Below are 17,314 nucleotides of genomic sequence, written 5' to 3' on the forward strand. Positions count from 1 at the left end.
AAAAAATACCTGGGTGTTTTTTTTGTGTGAAAAGGGGTATTTAACTATAAAAAAGCCACCTAATGTAATTAGGAGGCTGGTAATTATTTTTTTGATATATAGCTTCTAGATACAAGCAAGATCATGTACGTTAACAATCCGAACAATAACGTGATGAATAATGAGTGGAGTAGCGCCAGATAAAGATTTAATCGGGTAAGTACAACTGTCATTCCTGTAATTACTTGCGATGATACGAGAATTAGTGCGATAATCCAACCCCAATAAAATACGCGTTGATTTTTGTAATGTCTAATTGCATGAATCGCTATGTACAGAATCCAAATAAATATAAGCGCTGCCGCAAAACGATGACCCATTTGCACCCACTGATTAAAACTGCTTGGTAAACCAATGGCATCATTATTACAAAACGGCCAATCTAGACAAACAAGCTCAGAATTCGTATGGCGGACGAGCGCACCTGTATAAACGACTATATACGAATAAATTGTAACGCCGATTGTATGCCATTTAAGATGAGATCCGATTTGTATCTTTTCCGTATCGTACTTCCGATCGATCTCAAAAATGAGAAGAGTTAAGAGAAGAACTGATGCAAATGAAATTAATGATATTCCGAAATGTAGTGCTAATATAAAATCGCCTTGTCCCCAAAGAACTTGCGCTGCACCTATTAACGCTTGTAATATGAGGAAAAATACAGCCATAATTGATAAGAATTTAGTTTCTCGAATATGTCCGAGCGCTCGCCATGACCAAACAGCCAAAACGACTATCAGAATACCGACTGTTCCTGTGACAATTCGGTGGGAGAATTCAATGAGAACCTCTGCAGTAATCACATCGGGGATTAGTTGCCCGTTACATCCCGGCCAATGTCGACCACAGCCCATACCGCTGTCTGTTTTAGTAACTAGCGCCCCTCCAAGCAAGATAAGTAACATTCCGACTGTGGAAGCAACGCCAAACCATTTCAAGTACCTACTTTGCTTCAAAAAACCGACACCTTCTTTGATTAAATAATGACCTACGTATTTTTGATGATAACGAAAGAGAGACTAGAAAACAATGAATTGTTACTGAAATAGTGCCTTCAAAAGCACTTTTCACAAATTGTTCATAAAAAAGACCTTATAACTTCACAATTGCTACATAGAAATGATTTACTATAGAGAGTAGACTGTGATAGAAATCACAACAACACTGTAATGAATGTCACCTGAAGAATTATGTCGAAAAATAAAGGGATTTTTGCATTATTATAGAAATCGTACTTAATCTTCGATATAGTGAAGTATAGGGACTTTATTTAAGTACTTTGAAAGGAGGGGTAATATGTCAAATGGTCGTGCTGTACCAGTATCTGTAAAATCCGAAACGAGCACAACGCAAACCTCTTTTGTTAAAGATTTTTTGGCACTTATCAAAATTGGCATCGTGAACTCGAATATGATTACTGTCTTCACTGGGTTATTTCTGGCGATGCAATTAAGCGGTTTACATTTTTTACATCATATAGATGTCCTTTTCTACACGCTTTTTGGAACTGGTCTAATCATTGCGGGTTCTGCAGCACTAAATAATTTAATTGATCGCGATATTGATCCAGTAATGTCCAGAACAAAACAAAGACCGACAGTAACGGGTCGATTTAAAGCACCGGCTGTATTGGCACTTGCGCTCGCTTTCATTATACTGGGAGAAGCATTATTGTTTACAGCATCAACAGCAGCAGGTCTTTGGGGACTTGCAGGGGTCTTCAGCTATGTAGTACTCTATTCTATGTGGTCAAAGCGTAAGCACGTTGGCAACACCGTTGTTGGAAGCATATCAGGAGCTATTCCGCCTTTAATAGGTTGGGCTGCAATCGAGCCATCATTAGGGCTAGGCGCGTGGGCGTTATTTTTAATCATGTTCATTTGGCAACCGCCACATTTTTATGCGCTTGCAATGCGTCGTACCGAAGAATATCGTGCTGCGAATATACCGATGTTACCTGTTGTAAAAGGTTTTGCTCGAACCAAAAAGTCAATGTTGTTCTGGGTATTGCTACTTTTCCCATTACCGTTTCTTTTAACAGAACTCGGTGTTGGATTTATCGTTTTGGCTTCACTACTTAACATTGGATGGTTATATTTAGCGATTAAAGGATTCAAGGCGAAAGATGATATGAAATGGGCAACGAAAATGTTTGTCTATTCACTTAATTACATGACGATTTTATTCGTCTCGATTATTATTTTCTCCTTATTTGTTTGAATCGCTGAATAAGGTCAATACCTATCGTACAGGTCTATTATTAAACAGGACATGGGTACATATGGGATTTTATGATTATTGGAATTCTTTCTTTGAAACAGGAATTCATATAGAGGGGTTCAATCCCCACAAAACATAGTAATTATTAGAAAGAGAGGTATGATTAGGCGATGATGAAAGGACTTAAAAAGTGGCGTCTCTTTTCTCTGCTAGCAGCACTTACCGTGTTCCTTTCAGGGTGCGGTCAAGAAGAACTATCAACGCTTCTTCCAGCAGGTCAAGTCGCTAAGGACCAATTTAATTTGCTACTATTGTCTTCAGGGATCATGTTGCTTGTTATCTTGGTAGTTGTGATCATCTATGTAATAGCACTTGTACGTTTTAGGCGTTCAAAATTAGGTGAGGATCATATCCCTGAGCAAGTTGAGGGTAGTAGCACATTAGAACTTGTTTGGACAGTTATTCCAATACTTCTAGTACTTCTATTAGCTGTGCCGACAGTGTATTACACATATAAACTTGGTGATGTAACAGCTATGGGCGCAGTAGATGATGAAGGAAATGCTGAAAATCTAGTTGTCGATGTAACAGCGCATTTATACTGGTGGGAGTTTGAGTATCCAGAACTGGGAATCGTTACTTCACAAGAACTAGTTGTGCCTATGGATGAGAAAGTATACTTCAATCTCATGGCTGCAGATGTTAAGCACTCGTTCTGGATTCCGGCAGTTGGAGGAAAACTCGATAATAACGTTGAGAACGTCAACAAGTTTTATCTCATCTTCGAAGAGGACTCTAGCAAACTTAATGAAGGTGTGTATTTCGGGAAATGTGCTGAACTTTGCGGACCTTCCCACGCCCTTATGGACTTTAAGGTGAAAACGATGCCTCGTGCTGAGTTTAACGATTGGGTAGCAGCAATGCAATCTACAATCAAAGACGACACTGATACTGAAACTGCAGCTGCAAGTGAAGGCGAACAATTATTTGCTGACAGTTGTATCGCGTGTCACGCAGTTACAGCTGATATGAAAAAATCAGCACCAAACTTAACAGCTTTTGGTGACCGTAACCGCGTTGCAGGATTTATGGATCATACAGAAGAAGCACTAAAAGAATGGATGAAAGATCCACAGAAACAAAAACCAGGTAACACAATGCCGAAATTCGATCATTTATCAGAAGCTGAATTGGATGCAATTGCCGGATACCTGATGGGTCTAACCGTTGAAAAGTAATGTAATTTGAATTTGAAGAGGAGGTAAAAAAGTGAGTTCAGTTGCTCAAAAGAAAGGCTTTGGCTCATGGTTATGGGACTGGTTGACTACAGTCGACCATAAGAAGATCGGAATCCTTTATCTCCTAGGTGGAGGTTTCTTCTTCGTACTAGGCGGAATCGAAGCGATGATTATTCGAATCCAGCTACTTGTTCCGAACAGCGATTTAATTTCTGCTGGATTATTTAACCAAATAATCACAATGCACGGAACAACAATGATATTCCTAGCCGCCATGCCAATATTATTTGGTTTTATGAACGCTATTATGCCACTTCAAATAGGTGCGCGTGATGTTGCATTTCCATTTTTAAACTCATTAGGATTATGGATGTTTATATTTGGTGGTCTATTCCTGAACATTTCTTGGTTCATGGGGCAAGCACCTGATGCAGGATGGACTTCCTATGCATCACTTGCGATTGTATCTGAAGGACATGGTGTCGATTTCTATGCAATCGGTTTACAAATTGCCGGTGGGGGATCGCTTATCGCGGGGATTAACTTCCTTGTAACGATTATCAATATGCGTGCTCCTGGGATGACGTATATGCGTATGCCACTTTTCACATGGACAACGTTTATAGCGTCTGCAATGATTTTGTTTGCATTTCCTCCACTAACAATTGGTTTATTCTTCCTGACATTCGATCGAATGTTTGGCGGTAATTTCTTTGACCATGCTATGGGAGGAAACACAATCGTTTGGGAACACATTTTCTGGATTTTCGGTCACCCGGAAGTTTATATTTTGATATTGCCAGCGTTTGGTATTTTCTCTGAGATTTTCTCAATGTTCTCTAGGAAACGTTTGTTTGGTTATACATCAATGGTGTTTGCTACCGTGCTTATCGGTTTCTTAGGATTCATGGTTTGGGCGCACCATATGTTTACAGTAGGACTTGGGCCAACAGCGAATGCGATTTTCGCAGTTGCGACGATGGCAATTGCCGTTCCTACAGGGGTTAAGATATTCAACTGGCTCCTCACAATGTGGGGTGGAAGCATCAAGGTTACAACGCCTATGCTCTATGCGATAGGATTTATCCCGTCGTTCGTTATGGGTGGAGTAACAGGTGTAATGCAAGGTGCAGCACCACTTGATTACCAATTGCACGATACGTACTTTATCGTTGCTCACTTCCACTACGTAATTGTCGGTGGTACTGTACTAGGTATTTTGGCAGCAACTCATTTATATTGGCCGAAAATGTTTGGTACGATGTTGAATGAGACATTAGGTAAAGTAACATTTTGGTTCTTCTTTATCGGCTTCCACATGACATTCCTTATCCAGCACTGGTTAGGATTCTGGGGTATGCCGCGTCGAGTATTTACGTACATGGACGGACAAGGATGGAACTCTGCGAACTTAATTAGTTCGGTTGGAGCACTGTTAATGGCGATTGGTATTATCGTTCTCGTTTACAACATTATCATGACATCTGTTAAAAATGTCCCTGTTGCAAATGATCCTTGGGGCGATGGACGTACACTCGAGTGGGCGATTCAATCACCACCACTTTATTATAACTTTACACAAACACCACTTGTTCGTGGTCTTGATAGTGTGTGGCTTGAAAAACAAGAAGGTAACGAATCTGGTTTAACACCAGCAGTTCCAGTGCAAGATATTCATATGCCACATGGTTCAATCATTCCGATCTTTATGACATTGGGTATGTTCATTGCAGGTTTTGGTGCCATGTTCCGTGAAGATACATCTTGGGGACTTCCACTTCTCGTATTCGGTTTAGCTTGGACATTTGTATGTATGGCAATCCGTTCACTGAAAGATGATTTAGGTTACTATGTTCCGAAAGAAGAAATTTTGGAAGATATGAAACGTGAAAGGGGTCGAAAATAATGGATTTAAACAAGAAATTTACCCCTGAGACGTGGCCCGACAATCCAGAAACAGCAACATTTGAAGCGAAAAACAAGTTTGTTGGCTTCTGGCTCTTCCTTGGAGGAGAAACGATATTATTCGCTACTTTGTTCGCGACTTATTTAGCGCTTAAAAACAAAGGACCAGCTAATCTAGAGTTCTCAACCCAAGAACTTTATGAATTACCACTGGTGTTTGTTATGACAATGCTTCTTTTAACATCGTCATTAACAAGTGTGTATGCGATGTATCATTTAAGAAACTACAACTTCAAGAAAATGCAACTGTGGTTAGGAATCACTGCATTCCTTGGCCTAGGCTTCTTAATACTTGAAGTGTATGAATTTTATCATTACGTTCAATTGGGTTTCGTATTTAGTAATAGTGCATTCAGTTCCGCATTCTACACGCTTGTTGGAACACATGGTTTCCACGTAGCGATTGGACTTGTTTGGATTACGCTTCTCATTTTCCGTAATTCAAAACGCGGACTGAACTTGTATAATGCGACGAAATACTATACATTTTCGTTGTATTGGCACTTCATTGACGTTGTTTGGGTGTTCATCTTCACAGTAGTCTACTTGATGGGAAAGGTAGGTTAATATGGCGGAAATCGAAATTTATAAAAAGTCTCCTGGTGAGTTCGATCTTGGTCAAAGACGCGCGCGTAGATCAATGCGCAGTCAAGTCATTATGTTTTCACTAATGATTTTCTTAACTTTAACATCGTTCACGATTGTAATCGCATCAAATGCAGACGTTATTGGATTTTCAAAATACTACGTAATTCCAGTAATTATGCTGTTTGCTGCTGTGCAGGTCGGGCTACAATTGTATTACTTTATGCATATGCAAGAAAAAGGACACGGAATCGCGGCAATGTTTATGTTTACAGGAGCATTGCTTGCCTTCCTAATCGTTTTAACATTTGTAACAATCGTTTGGTGGAATTAAATCACGAAAGCCTGGGGATGATATACTTATCCCCAGGTTTTTCTTATTTGTCATAGAACGTCCATTGAGTTTAGAGATACTTGTGTATTATAATAGAGGGACAGATTATTTTAGATTGAAATGAAGGGGCGTCTGCTTATGCCGTTAAGTATATTCGGATTTCGTGCGTTATGGAGTCCATGGTTTTTCTTGTCACTTGTTGCAGTTGTTTTACTTTATTTTTTAATAACAGTTATGTGGCGTCATCGTTTTGAGGGGTCAACACCTCTTACTAAAAATCAAATTATTTTCTTTTTAAGTAGTATGACACTGTTGTATATCGTGAAAGGATCTCCAGTTGATTTATTGGGTCATATTTTATTTAGTGTTCATATGGGGCAAATGGTAGTATTACTGTTGATAGTAGCTCCATTTCTGATTATGGGAATACCCAATTGGCTATGGAGAAAAGCATTTGAAATTAAAATCATTGATCGTATATTCCGCTTGTTTACAAATTCGGTCGTAAGTTTAATGACATTTACGATTGCGTTTTCTGCTTATCATTATCCGATGATTCTCGATTTTGTTAAGCTGAGCTTGCCGTTGCATGCATTGTTTACAACAACTATATTTTTATCGGCCATATTTTTATGGTGGCCATTGGTGAATACGCTTGAAGGTCAACCTAGACTGCATGGGTTGAAAAAAATTGGTTATATAATCTTAAGTGCCATTTTAGTCACGCCTGCATGTGCATTAATCATCTTTGTAGACGTTCCTGTATATGAAACATATAGTAGCGGCGAAGCATGGTTGCAAGCAATGGCGCTATGTGTCCCAGCAGGTACACTTTCGGGACTAGCGGGTCTTGGAATCTCAGGTCCGGAAATGTTTACGAATATGACCACAGTAAGTGATCAAAAACTTGGTGGTATTTTAATGAAAGTTGGGCAGGAGTTAATTTATATTGTCGTTATCGGAAAAATCTTCTTTACATGGGCATCTGATGAACGTGCGAACGCAGATGAAATTACGAAACAGGATCTGATTAAAAATCATAATATGACGACACATGGTTAATTTCCAATAGATAGAGCTTGATGAAGGGGAGATTAAAGAATGACTGTACCTTTTTTACCCACGCTAAGTACAATTTTTATCATTCTTTCTGCGGTGTTTGTAGCTATTGGATGGAATTTAATCAGGAAAAGGAAAATCGAAGCACATAAAAAAATGATGATTGCAGCTGCTGTTTCGGCAGTTCTTTTCTTCATTATTTATATTTCCCGTACAATTGTAGTTGGTAATACCTCCTTCGGTGGACCAGATAGTTTGAAACTATATTATACGATTTTTTTGGTGTTCCATATAATACTTTCTATAATAGGTGCGATTATGGGTGTCATTACAATCCGAGCAGGTTTCAAAAACGATCTTGAAAAACACCGAAAAATCGGCCCGATTTCAAGTGTTATCTGGTTCTTTTCGGCAATTACGGGCGTTATGGTTTATCTGCTGTTATATGTTTTCTACACAGGCGGAGAAACAACTTCTATGTTTAGAGCGATATTTGGATTGTAAATTAAAAAGTATGAGAGGATTTATTCCTTACATACTTTTTTTGTTTATATTATCTAGTTTATCCTGTCCGTTGATTTCCATTCCGGGCGGCTGAGGGGTAGCTTTCATATGTGAGGAAGGTCCCGACTTGCAAGCAAATTCTTTTGAGTGCAAGTAAATGTATTGTGAGTGCAACCAAAACACTTTCAAGTGCAAGCAAAATTCATCGGAGTGCAAGCGAACCGCCTACAAGTGCAAGCAAAATTTCTAATAATAAAAAAGCCGCCTATCCTAGACGGCCTGCTACATATAGTTATACAAAATGGTCATTAATTACTTAGTAATCAAATATCATCATCAGATTCTAAAATTAATCCGAATAATCCCGGCTTCACGGGCTGTTGTGAATAAGATTACTAATAGTGGGCCAAGGAAGAAGCCGATAAAACCAAATAATTTTAAACCGATAAACATGGCGATTAAAGTGGGTAGTGGTTTAAGTCCGATTTGTGATCCCATGACTTTCGGTTCCACGGTTCTTCGAATGACTAGAAGAACGATGGCAAGAAACGTAAGTTGTGACCCGGTTGAAACATCTCCGCTGACAAAGTAATATAAAGCCCACGGAGCTAAAATAATAATTGAACCTAAAATAGGAATTAAATCAATGATCCAAATAACTAATGACATGACAATCGCATATTGAGGTTTTATGAGTAAGAGTCCTACGAATGTAGCGGCTAAAATGATTAAACTAACTAGAAACTGGGCTTTAGCAAAGCCGAAAACGATGGAATTCAGCTTTGAAACCATAAAGCGAACTTTTTCCGCAGTTTCTTGTGTTAAGTACTTAAAAGCCATTTTTTTCAATTCCGGCAACTCAAGCATAAAGAGAAAAAGCGCGATAATGAAAACGATTAAACTTACAAGGAAGTTTGGCACATCCGCTAAAAGCGCAGTGATTTTTTCATAACTTAAAAGTTCAAGAATTGCTTTGCTCATTGATTCGAATATTGTTTTGAATTCTTTTTGAATTGATTCAATAACTTCTGCAGGCATACCCGCTGTATATTGAAACAATTTGTTTTGCATATCAATCCAAATACCGGATAATGTATTAAAGTGACCCGGTGCTGCTTTTGTAAAATCGATTATTTTTCCGATGAGTCGAGTTACCGTATAATAGAGTAAAGAAGAAATAATAACTAAAATAAAAATAAAAACTGATATGACGGCTACTTTCCTTTTCCATTTAAATTTCTTTTCTGTTAAATTAACAAGAGGATCGATCAGTAGCGCAGTAAAAAGTGCTAAAATAATGGGTAAGGATACGGGAATGATATAAATAAAACAAAGAATAATAAGGATAATACTGAGTGCAATAAAAAAGTTGCGTTTTGTAAACCATTTTGCCAAATGCCATACCCCCAAACTTGTCTTATAAATCCATTATAACCAAGAATATCATTTTGAATAGGCAAAAAAAACCGGAGAACGAAATGTTCTCCGGTACAAGCCACATTATGCTTTATTCATATTGTATGGTTGTAGGGCTTTATGAACTGCTTCCAGTGTTGCTTGGCAGTCTTTTAGAAGACTTTTCGGGAAGTTTTCATCTTCGCCGTACTCAACGCCAAATGGATAATAATGTTTACCTATTACAGGTTTTTTCAGGTTCATGATTGCGTCTCGTTTATCAACGTCACCATCTTTAGTGTAACCAAAAATACGTAAATAATATGTACCGTCTTTAATTACATATTTTTTATCGTATGTTACCCGTTCGTAGTCCCATTGTCCTGCTCGAACTAAATCATGTTCAAGCATTACTTCATCGAGTATTAGTAAATCAGCAACAATATCTTCAATACCAGTATTTTCAAAATACATGTTTTGAATCCTCCTCCAAAATATCGTCCAGCGAATGCTCTATACATATCCATAATAGAACAATTTCACAATAGTTGCAATGACAACATTGTGTCCAGTAGATGTAGGCTTGTTAATATCAATTTATAAATGAAAGCGGGGATTGTAGTGAAAATAATAATAAGGGTAGCCATTTTGTTACTTGTTGCTTTAGCTATTTTTTATTTTACCGGAAACCGTGTAAAAGAAAATGAACCGCTGCAATCTCCGGTAAAGCATGGAACGGCTATGCCGGTCACCGACAAAGGAGTCGGAGCCCCAATCCCGCAAACATCTCGTCCAGAAAAAGGGTTGTCCGTTTTTGTAGGGGACAAAGCTGAAACACTGGTTGAAGAGTGGGGGGAACCAACTCGAGTTGAACCGTCTGGATATGGCTATGACTGGTGGGTCTATTTAAATGGCTTGAAGTTTATGGCTGGTGTTAATGACAAGGGAATTGTTAATCAAATATACACCACCGAATTGGAGGCGGATATCAATCCTTTCCAAATAGGTCAAAATATAGACGATATATTCCGCTTTACAATTGTAGGTTCTGAAGTCGATGTCATGATTGATGAGAATATATATACTTTTTCTTTAAATAGCGAAGACTTAAAAACGCGATTGCTAATTATTTATAAAGATTTATTCGTTCAATTATATTTAGATAATGAAAGTGGCGATTTGATAGCTGTAAGATTTATTAATCCTGAAACACTTGTTCTTCATCAACCATATGAAATGACCTATATGGGGGAATTAATTGTTTCAAAGCCTCCTTCTTCAACTTTGCAACTGGAGGTTAATCGAACAGCGGAGCGGCAAATATTTGAAATCACAAACTTGTATCGACAAAAATTTAACGTTCCGGCGTTAATTAATGATTATGATTTAAATATATTTGCGCGAAAACATAGTGAGAAAATGGCGTTGGAAAATTACTCGACAGAAGAGTCAACGGATTCCGAAAAACTTTCTGATCGGTTGGACGAAGCCATGATTGAACATCGTAAAGCCGCGGAGAATATTGCCTTCGATTATGTAGATGCGATTGGGGTAGTTCATGGATGGTTAAATTCAACTGCTCACCGAAGTATTCTCCTGGATAAGGATTTTACTCATATGGGAACCGGTTCTTATGGGAACTATTATACCCAAGACTTTATTAAAGCATCAAAAGAAGATGTGAGAAGGAAGTAAAAAAACAATATAGGGACGGAAATGATTATCCGCCCTGTATTTTATCGAAGTCAGTTTGTAATCCACGTTCCTTTTTCAGTTCCAGTGATGCCTCGAATATAAAGAGGCGTCGCTGTTTTTTTTGCGTGTAATGCTGCGCGTTTTTGTATAATAGGCTTTTCACAGTTAAGAAAGTCTAGAAACTCGTCAAAGCTAAGTGAATCCAATTTTTGACCACTCTTGATGATTGCGGGGTCTTCGGTCATTACACCAGGGACATCTTTGAAAAATTGCACATGTGAAGCTTGAAGGGCATCTCCTAATGCGACGGCGGTTAAATCGCTGCCACCTCTACCGAGGGTCATTATGTTTCCTTTTTTGTCCATGCCCTGAAAACCTGGAATGATAACACAATTAACTTCTTGTAAATAGTGATAAATTGTTGTTGTGTCAATGGTCAATATTGAAGCATCGCCATAGTCTCCCGAAGTCACAATTCCGGCTTGCATTCCATGAAGGATCTTATTGCCAATGCCAAATTGATGTAATTCAGCGGAAAGAACACTTGCAGCAATAAGCTCTCCACACGATGCGACGAGGTCCTTGGCTGCTTTATCGGATGAGAATGCCTTTGACAGGTTTAGAAGGCTATCTGTGGCGTATGGGTCGCCGAGACGGCCAATTGCAGAGACGACAACGACTATTTTTTTAAATTTCTCAATCCCATCTTTTATGTGGTTGATGCATTTCATTCGCATTTCTTCATTTTGCATGGCGACTCCGCCGAATTTTTGAATAATCATACGCGTCCCCCAATTTTCTTCGTGACATTTGAAACTCCTTGTTCATAGGATAAAGTAGGTTTGCTCTCAATATATTCGATAAAAATAAAAACGTTCGGGAAGGGGAGTCGGGTGCTGCTTTTACAGGAGTTATTAAAAGACTGGCCGTGTACGATTGCTGGCGGGAATTATAGAGTAGCTGTAAAAGGGATTACTGAAAACTCACTGGATGTAAAGCCCGGTTTCATATTTGTTGCGAGAAAAGGAAATAAATATGATGGTACTTTTTTTATAGAGGAGGCGATTAATGCTGGGGCAGTGGCAATTGTGATTGATAAGCCAATCTTTCGAAACCTGCCGAACAGCATTCCAATCATTACTGTTCCAGATGGTCGACTTTTTATATCCCATGCTAGCGCGGAACTGGCGCATAACCCTGCTGACCATTTAACGATCATTGCTGTGACAGGAACGAATGGTAAAACAACAGTCAGCCATTTCATTGGTCAGTTATTAATGATGCAAGGTCTACGGGTTGCGGTAATCGGCACGACGGGAATTTTCATAAATGGTATTTCATTTAATTATAATGTGCCGCAAATGACGACTTTGTCTGCGGAACACTTACATCCATTGTTAGCGAGTTGTTTGGAAAATGGCGTTACCCATATAGTTTTAGAAGCTTCCTCATTGGGACTATCGACTTATCGGCTAGAGCATTGTAAAATTGATATCGGGTTATTATTGAATGTTGGTTCGGATCATTACGATGAACACGGTGGAAAAAAATCGTATATTGATGCAAAGAAGAAATTACTGCTGATGGCGAAGAAGGTCATCGTTAATCGGGATGACCCGGTGTGTGTGCAAATGATGCGATCTGTGGCTAAACAATGCACTTATTTTGGAACATGTCCCGATTCAGATATACGCCTTGAAATTAAAGAGCAAAAACTACTTATTGAGTGCGGGAAAGAGCGCGGTGAGTTTTTTCTGCCCCTGCTCGGAGAATTTAATCGTATGAATGCGGTAGCGGCAATTAGCGTTCTTCACTCCTTATCCTATCGATTTTCATCTATTTTACCGTACGTCGATTCTTTACGATTGCCAGAAGGCAGAATGCAACAAGTAAACAAATCAAATGTATCTGTCGTCATCGATTACGCGCACACCCCGGATGCGCTTCAAGGTGTTTTATGTTCTTTGATGAAAACATCTTTAGGAAGACTAATCACTGTTTTCGGTTGCGGCGGCGAGCGAGATAAGGGGAAAAGAGCGGAGATGGGTCAAATTGCATCTATTTATTCCTCGGACGTAATTATTACGACAGATAATCCCAGAAACGAAGACCCAATGGCGATCATCGAAGATATTATTGCGGGGATAACGGATAACACGAAAGAAATTATCATCGAACCGAACCGGGAGTTAGCCATTCAAAAAGCGATTAATATGGCGGGTACCGGTGATATCGTACTTATTGCGGGAAAGGGACACGAAAAAATTCAACACACAGCCGAAGGGGTTTTTCCATTTTCAGATATGAAAATTGCTAAAGAGGCGCTGCTTCAAAAAGAAGAGAAATAGAGAAAAAAGATTATTACATTCACGGGGTTGAAAAATTCTGTTATGATAGAAGAGTAAATGGAGGGGATGAAATCTATGTTGATGACCGATGAATGGGTCACGATTTTAGAACACGCGGAAGAACTCGCCGATTATATACTCTCTTCGGATGTAATGGAAGAGTACAATAAATGTTATAAAGCGGTCTATTCGAATGACCTCCTTGTGAAATCGATAAAAGAATTCACGGAGATGAAAGAACGCTATGAAGAAGTACAGCGATTCGGGCGCTACCATCCGGATTATAGCCACGTCATGAAAGAGATCAGGCTGCAGAAACGAGCGCTTGATATGAATGAACAGGTTGCCGCACTACGTCTCGCTGAAAACGATGTTCAATATTTATATGATGAGGTTGGATCAATTATTGCGAGATCTGTCTCAGACTCAGTTAAAGTTCCGGCTGGAAGTGCATTCTTCGCGGATTCTTCTTGTGGAAGTGGTTGCGGATCTGGTGGAAGTTGTTCGTGTTCCGCGTAATGTTACACCTTATTTCTGGTTAAGATGACAGAAATAAGGTGTTTTTTTGTGAAAAATACAGTTGTTTCTTACTCACTTGTATTTTCGTGGATGACTTGCATAACGAGTTCAGGTTTACTAGTGATAAAACCAGCGGCCCCATTATTAATCATTGAAAGGATAGCATTTTCATCATCAATATCCTTATAATAGATTGGGATATTTAACTTGGATAAAAAGGTAATAAATCCTTCGCTGCTAAGAGAAAAAATGCCGAGCTTCTCTGGAGCTTGAAACATATCAGCTTGCGGATTATACAAATGTCCGAATTGACTTGCATAGGCTGCATATGATTTCTTCACTTCATCGTCTCCGGCGCCTGTAGCAACTCGGTTTTGCGCATATAAATTAAAACGATCAATTTGTTCATCATAGGAGCTCGTAACTGCGACCCGGTCTTCTGCACTCGATTCTTCAATTAGACGCCATAATTTAGAGGGCATAAGGCTTCCTTCATATGTGTCGGGGGATTCCTTCATGTTGATACTGACAAACATATGTGGAAACCGATCCAGAAGTTCTTTCAGTGAAATCAATTTCTCGCCTTTTCCGCGGAAAGGATACGCGCCATTTTCATCGGTGAATTGGTAGCCGGCATCGCTATCTTTTAGTTCTTGTAATGTGAAATCGGCTACTTTCCCAGCAAGATTCGTAGTATCATCTATATATTCGTCATGAAAAACAAGTATTTCTTCATCTTTTGTTAAACGGATATCAACAGAAAACCCATGAACGCCAAGTGAGGCGGAATTTGTAAATGCCGATAATGTATTTTCAGGGGCACCGAACAGACCACCCCGATTTGCTAAAACGATAGGGTTATCGAATTCAAGTGCTTTTTTACTTTCGCGCACGACAGGTTTGGCAACTGCTTTAGAAGCAGCCCATGCAGCTATACCGGCAGCACCTACGGATATGGCAACTTTAGTTTTTCTACCCAAAATGGATCCTCCTTCATCTGAAAGTATGTACTTTTTTAATTATAAGTTATAAGTCTCTACTTGTCAGCTATATGTAAGTTGCAGCCCATTTCTGACATATGGTATTGTAGGGAGTAGGAAAAGAGGGGAATTCTTATGATTGATCGACAAGGTGTAATCATTTATCTCCATCACTTGAGACAGGCGAAATCGCTTCGAAAGTATGGTCATGTTCATTATATATCAAAGAAAATGAAATATGTCGTTCTCTACTGCAATCAAGAAGAGGTAGAATCCGTCATTAACAAAGTAGAGCAACTTCCGACTGTTAAAAAGGTATTGCCTTCTTACCGTCCATTTGTAAAAACAACTTACGAAAATGCAAAACCAGATAAAGCAAAGGAATATGATTATAAAACGGGACTGTAAGCAGCTATAATACGGGAGAGGTTGAGTAGCAGTGAGAATTATTGCGGGAGCAAAAAAAGGTTTGCGCCTTAAATCTTTAGAAGGCGTGCATACTCGTCCAACATTGGATAAGGTTAAAGAGTCCGTATTCAATATGATTGGTCCATATTTTAACGGCGGAATCGTAGTGGAACTGTTTGGCGGCAGCGGAGCACTTTCCCTAGAAGCTCTATCTCGAGGCGCTGAGAAAGCATATGTATTTGAAAAAAATAGAAAAGCATGTGCGGTTATACGATCCAATGTGGAGAAATGCCAGTACGACGAAATTGTACATATTAAGCAAGCTGATGCAAGAAACGCATCCAAAATATTGCAACAAAATAATGAGAAGATTGATTTGCTTTTCATAGATCCACCCTATGCCCAAAATGAATTTTATCAACTAGGCGAGAAAATAGCGGATGCTGGTCTTCTTGCTGAAAGCGCTGTTATCGTTTGCGAACATGATCATAAAACAGAATTACCGGAGTCTTACGGCGAATTCCGGAAAAAGAAATCTTCAAAGTACGGCAATATTGCGATATCAATTTACGAGAAATGAGGTTTTATGAATGTCTAAAATAGTAGTTGTCCCTGGTAGTTTTGATCCAATCACCAATGGACATCTTGATATTATTAAACGAGCGGCGAAGGTTTTTGGACAAGTGAATGTCGCCATCATGCATAACTCATCAAAGAACTATCTATTCAGTGTTGATGAACGAATGGATTTGATTAGGCAAGTGACGAGGTCGATTCCAAATGTAAAGATAGAAACTTCCACCGGATTAATGATTGACTATGCTGAAAGAGTCGGGGCAGTCGCAGTTGTCCGTGGACTACGGGCGGTTACTGACTTCGAGTATGAAATGCAAATTACATCGATGAACCGTGTTCTAGACGAAAATATTGAAACGTTCTTCATCATGACGAATAACCAATATTCGTTCCTAAGCTCAAGTATCGTAAAAGAAGTCGCGCAATATGGCGGAGATATTTCGGAACTTGTTCCAGTACAAGTAGAAGAAGCATTGAAGAAAAAATTCGCAAAATAATAGTCTGAAAAAGGCTATCATGGGCATCCATTCATGATAGCCTTCTTTTATTATAATAATAAATAAAATAGTATCGGGACGATTAAAATGCACCAGATTCTTCCGATAAGGTAAGGACGCATTGAAACCTTAGCTGATTTAGCAATTACCGCAACTTGAATATGAATACTAAATCCGTTCATAGAAATAATAGCCGCAATTAGTAGCGGATAGATTGTTAGCCCGCTAAAATGAGTCGTGGCGGATTGCACGCCTGAAGTCATTTCGAAAATGGCCAAAGTTACTGTTTGAGCGATTCCCGTGTCAACAGAAAAAGCGGATGCGATGACACTGGATAAAACAATTCCTAAAGCGGAGAAAAAAATAACGGTTGTTGCGACAAGAATAATAATTTCCGAGCTATCCTTTAATGAATCGAGAAGTGGCATAGTCGATCGTTTGGTTACCGGTGGTTGAATATCGCCTTTTAATTCTTGATCATTCTTTATAAATAGCAATGTCATGAAAAAGAAAATAATATTTGCGATATGGATTGCAATTAATAACTTCCAACCAGTGTTAATATCACCAAAAAGTTCAATTCCCACAAAACCGATAACAAACATTGGTCCGGGCGCATGGCAAGAGGCTAATAGAAGTCCGGCTTGTTTTCGAGTCAACTCTTCATTTTTTGTCATTTCCGATACAGTAACAGCACCAACCGGAAATCCGCCAAATGAACCGAGTACATAGGCTTTCACAAATTTTTTCCATGGGGCTACTACCTTCTTGGTTGCCGGCATTTTTAATAACCATTGAGTTAAAATAATGTAGGGAAGTAAATAAGGAAGCAACGCGTGAACAAATAGTTTCGCACCTGCTTCGGCGCCGTCATGTGCAACACCCGGTTGTAAGATAAAGAGTAGGATTAACCCCCATATAATAAAGATGTTTATCATCTAGTATGTGC

The 17,314-nt window shown here is 39.0% G+C and carries 19 protein-coding genes; 13 read left to right on the forward strand and 6 right to left on the reverse strand.

Features of this window, described 5'->3' with window-relative positions:
* Positions 1 to 83: 83 nt before the first annotated feature.
* The gene (locus JSQ81_RS18585) at positions 84 to 998 is read right to left on the reverse strand and encodes a COX15/CtaA family protein (RefSeq protein WP_305849470.1); all 915 of its coding nucleotides are present in this window, start codon (positions 996 to 998) and stop codon (positions 84 to 86) included.
* Positions 999 to 1,338: 340 nt separating this feature from the next.
* Here JSQ81_RS18585 and cyoE point away from each other — a divergent pair, with 340 nt between their 5' ends.
* The 7 genes from cyoE (at position 1,339) to JSQ81_RS18620 (ending at position 7,947) form a co-directional block, all read left to right on the forward strand.
* Positions 1,339 to 2,262: a heme o synthase gene (gene cyoE, locus JSQ81_RS18590; RefSeq protein WP_212605470.1), complete on the forward strand. Its 924-nt coding sequence runs from the start codon at positions 1,339 to 1,341 to the stop codon at positions 2,260 to 2,262.
* Positions 2,263 to 2,432: 170 nt separating this feature from the next.
* Positions 2,433 to 3,500 (forward strand): cytochrome c oxidase subunit II, encoded by a 1,068-nt coding sequence (coxB, locus tag JSQ81_RS18595; RefSeq protein ID WP_212605471.1) that lies wholly within the window; start codon positions 2,433 to 2,435, stop codon positions 3,498 to 3,500.
* Between the two features lie 31 nt (positions 3,501 to 3,531).
* Positions 3,532 to 5,406 (forward strand): cytochrome c oxidase subunit I, encoded by a 1,875-nt coding sequence (locus tag JSQ81_RS18600; RefSeq protein WP_212605472.1) that lies wholly within the window; start codon positions 3,532 to 3,534, stop codon positions 5,404 to 5,406.
* Positions 5,406 to 6,032: a cytochrome (ubi)quinol oxidase subunit III gene (locus tag JSQ81_RS18605; protein ID WP_210469514.1), complete on the forward strand. Its 627-nt coding sequence runs from the start codon at positions 5,406 to 5,408 to the stop codon at positions 6,030 to 6,032. Before JSQ81_RS18600 ends, JSQ81_RS18605 begins: the two co-directional genes overlap by 1 nt.
* A gap of 1 nt (position 6,033) precedes the next feature.
* Positions 6,034 to 6,384, forward strand: coding sequence for a cytochrome C oxidase subunit IV family protein (locus JSQ81_RS18610; RefSeq protein WP_212605473.1), 351 nt, complete (start codon positions 6,034 to 6,036; stop codon positions 6,382 to 6,384).
* A gap of 138 nt (positions 6,385 to 6,522) precedes the next feature.
* On the forward strand, positions 6,523 to 7,446 hold the full coding sequence (ctaG, locus tag JSQ81_RS18615) for a cytochrome c oxidase assembly factor CtaG (RefSeq protein WP_212605474.1): 924 nt from the start codon (positions 6,523 to 6,525) through the stop codon (positions 7,444 to 7,446).
* Positions 7,447 to 7,485: 39 nt separating this feature from the next.
* Positions 7,486 to 7,947, forward strand: coding sequence for a DUF420 domain-containing protein (locus JSQ81_RS18620; RefSeq protein ID WP_212605475.1), 462 nt, complete (start codon positions 7,486 to 7,488; stop codon positions 7,945 to 7,947).
* Positions 7,948 to 8,283: 336 nt separating this feature from the next.
* On the opposite strand, the gene ytvI is transcribed toward JSQ81_RS18620, so the two are convergent.
* Both ytvI and JSQ81_RS18630 read right to left on the reverse strand, forming a co-directional pair.
* On the reverse strand, positions 8,284 to 9,342 hold the full coding sequence (gene ytvI / locus JSQ81_RS18625; RefSeq protein ID WP_212605476.1) for a sporulation integral membrane protein YtvI: 1,059 nt from the start codon (positions 9,340 to 9,342) through the stop codon (positions 8,284 to 8,286).
* Between the two features lie 105 nt (positions 9,343 to 9,447).
* Positions 9,448 to 9,816 (reverse strand): YugN family protein, encoded by a 369-nt coding sequence (locus JSQ81_RS18630; protein ID WP_212605477.1) that lies wholly within the window; start codon positions 9,814 to 9,816, stop codon positions 9,448 to 9,450.
* 147 nt (positions 9,817 to 9,963) lie between these two features.
* Here JSQ81_RS18630 and JSQ81_RS18635 point away from each other — a divergent pair, with 147 nt between their 5' ends.
* On the forward strand, positions 9,964 to 11,037 hold the full coding sequence (locus JSQ81_RS18635; protein WP_212605478.1) for a CAP domain-containing protein: 1,074 nt from the start codon (positions 9,964 to 9,966) through the stop codon (positions 11,035 to 11,037).
* Positions 11,038 to 11,087: 50 nt separating this feature from the next.
* Here JSQ81_RS18635 and JSQ81_RS18640 read toward each other — a convergent pair whose 3' ends face one another.
* Positions 11,088 to 11,819, reverse strand: coding sequence for an amino acid kinase family protein (locus tag JSQ81_RS18640; protein ID WP_212605479.1), 732 nt, complete (start codon positions 11,817 to 11,819; stop codon positions 11,088 to 11,090).
* A gap of 111 nt (positions 11,820 to 11,930) precedes the next feature.
* Between JSQ81_RS18640 and JSQ81_RS18645 the strand changes: the two genes are divergently transcribed.
* Entirely contained in the window at positions 11,931 to 13,385 is a 1,455-nt protein-coding gene (locus tag JSQ81_RS18645) for a UDP-N-acetylmuramoyl-L-alanyl-D-glutamate--2,6-diaminopimelate ligase (RefSeq protein ID WP_212605480.1), read from the forward strand.
* Positions 13,386 to 13,460: 75 nt separating this feature from the next.
* Entirely contained in the window at positions 13,461 to 13,904 is a 444-nt protein-coding gene (locus JSQ81_RS18650; RefSeq protein ID WP_212605481.1) for a YlbF/YmcA family competence regulator, read from the forward strand.
* A 68-nt stretch (positions 13,905 to 13,972) separates the two neighbouring features.
* Here JSQ81_RS18650 and JSQ81_RS18655 read toward each other — a convergent pair whose 3' ends face one another.
* Entirely contained in the window at positions 13,973 to 14,884 is a 912-nt protein-coding gene (locus JSQ81_RS18655) for a glycerophosphodiester phosphodiesterase family protein (protein WP_212605482.1), read from the reverse strand.
* 135 nt (positions 14,885 to 15,019) lie between these two features.
* Here JSQ81_RS18655 and JSQ81_RS18660 point away from each other — a divergent pair, with 135 nt between their 5' ends.
* The 3 genes from JSQ81_RS18660 to coaD are packed head-to-tail and all read left to right on the forward strand — an operon-like array spanning position 15,020 to position 16,365.
* Positions 15,020 to 15,292 (forward strand): YlbG family protein, encoded by a 273-nt coding sequence (locus JSQ81_RS18660; protein ID WP_212605483.1) that lies wholly within the window; start codon positions 15,020 to 15,022, stop codon positions 15,290 to 15,292.
* A gap of 31 nt (positions 15,293 to 15,323) precedes the next feature.
* On the forward strand, positions 15,324 to 15,872 hold the full coding sequence (gene rsmD, locus JSQ81_RS18665; protein WP_212605484.1) for a 16S rRNA (guanine(966)-N(2))-methyltransferase RsmD: 549 nt from the start codon (positions 15,324 to 15,326) through the stop codon (positions 15,870 to 15,872).
* Positions 15,873 to 15,882: 10 nt separating this feature from the next.
* Positions 15,883 to 16,365 carry a pantetheine-phosphate adenylyltransferase gene (gene coaD, locus JSQ81_RS18670; protein WP_212605485.1) on the forward strand — a complete coding sequence of 161 codons (483 nt, stop codon included), beginning with the start codon at positions 15,883 to 15,885 and terminating at the stop codon, positions 16,363 to 16,365.
* A gap of 50 nt (positions 16,366 to 16,415) precedes the next feature.
* Here the strand turns inward: coaD and JSQ81_RS18675 are convergent, their stop codons facing one another.
* Positions 16,416 to 17,303 carry a hypothetical protein gene (locus JSQ81_RS18675; RefSeq protein WP_212605486.1) on the reverse strand — a complete coding sequence of 296 codons (888 nt, stop codon included), beginning with the start codon at positions 17,301 to 17,303 and terminating at the stop codon, positions 16,416 to 16,418.
* Between the last annotated feature and the right edge of the window lie 11 nt (positions 17,304 to 17,314).

It is taken from the genome of Sporosarcina sp. Marseille-Q4063, assembly GCF_018309085.1.
Taxonomy (GTDB): Bacteria; Bacillota; Bacilli; order Bacillales_A; family Planococcaceae; genus Sporosarcina.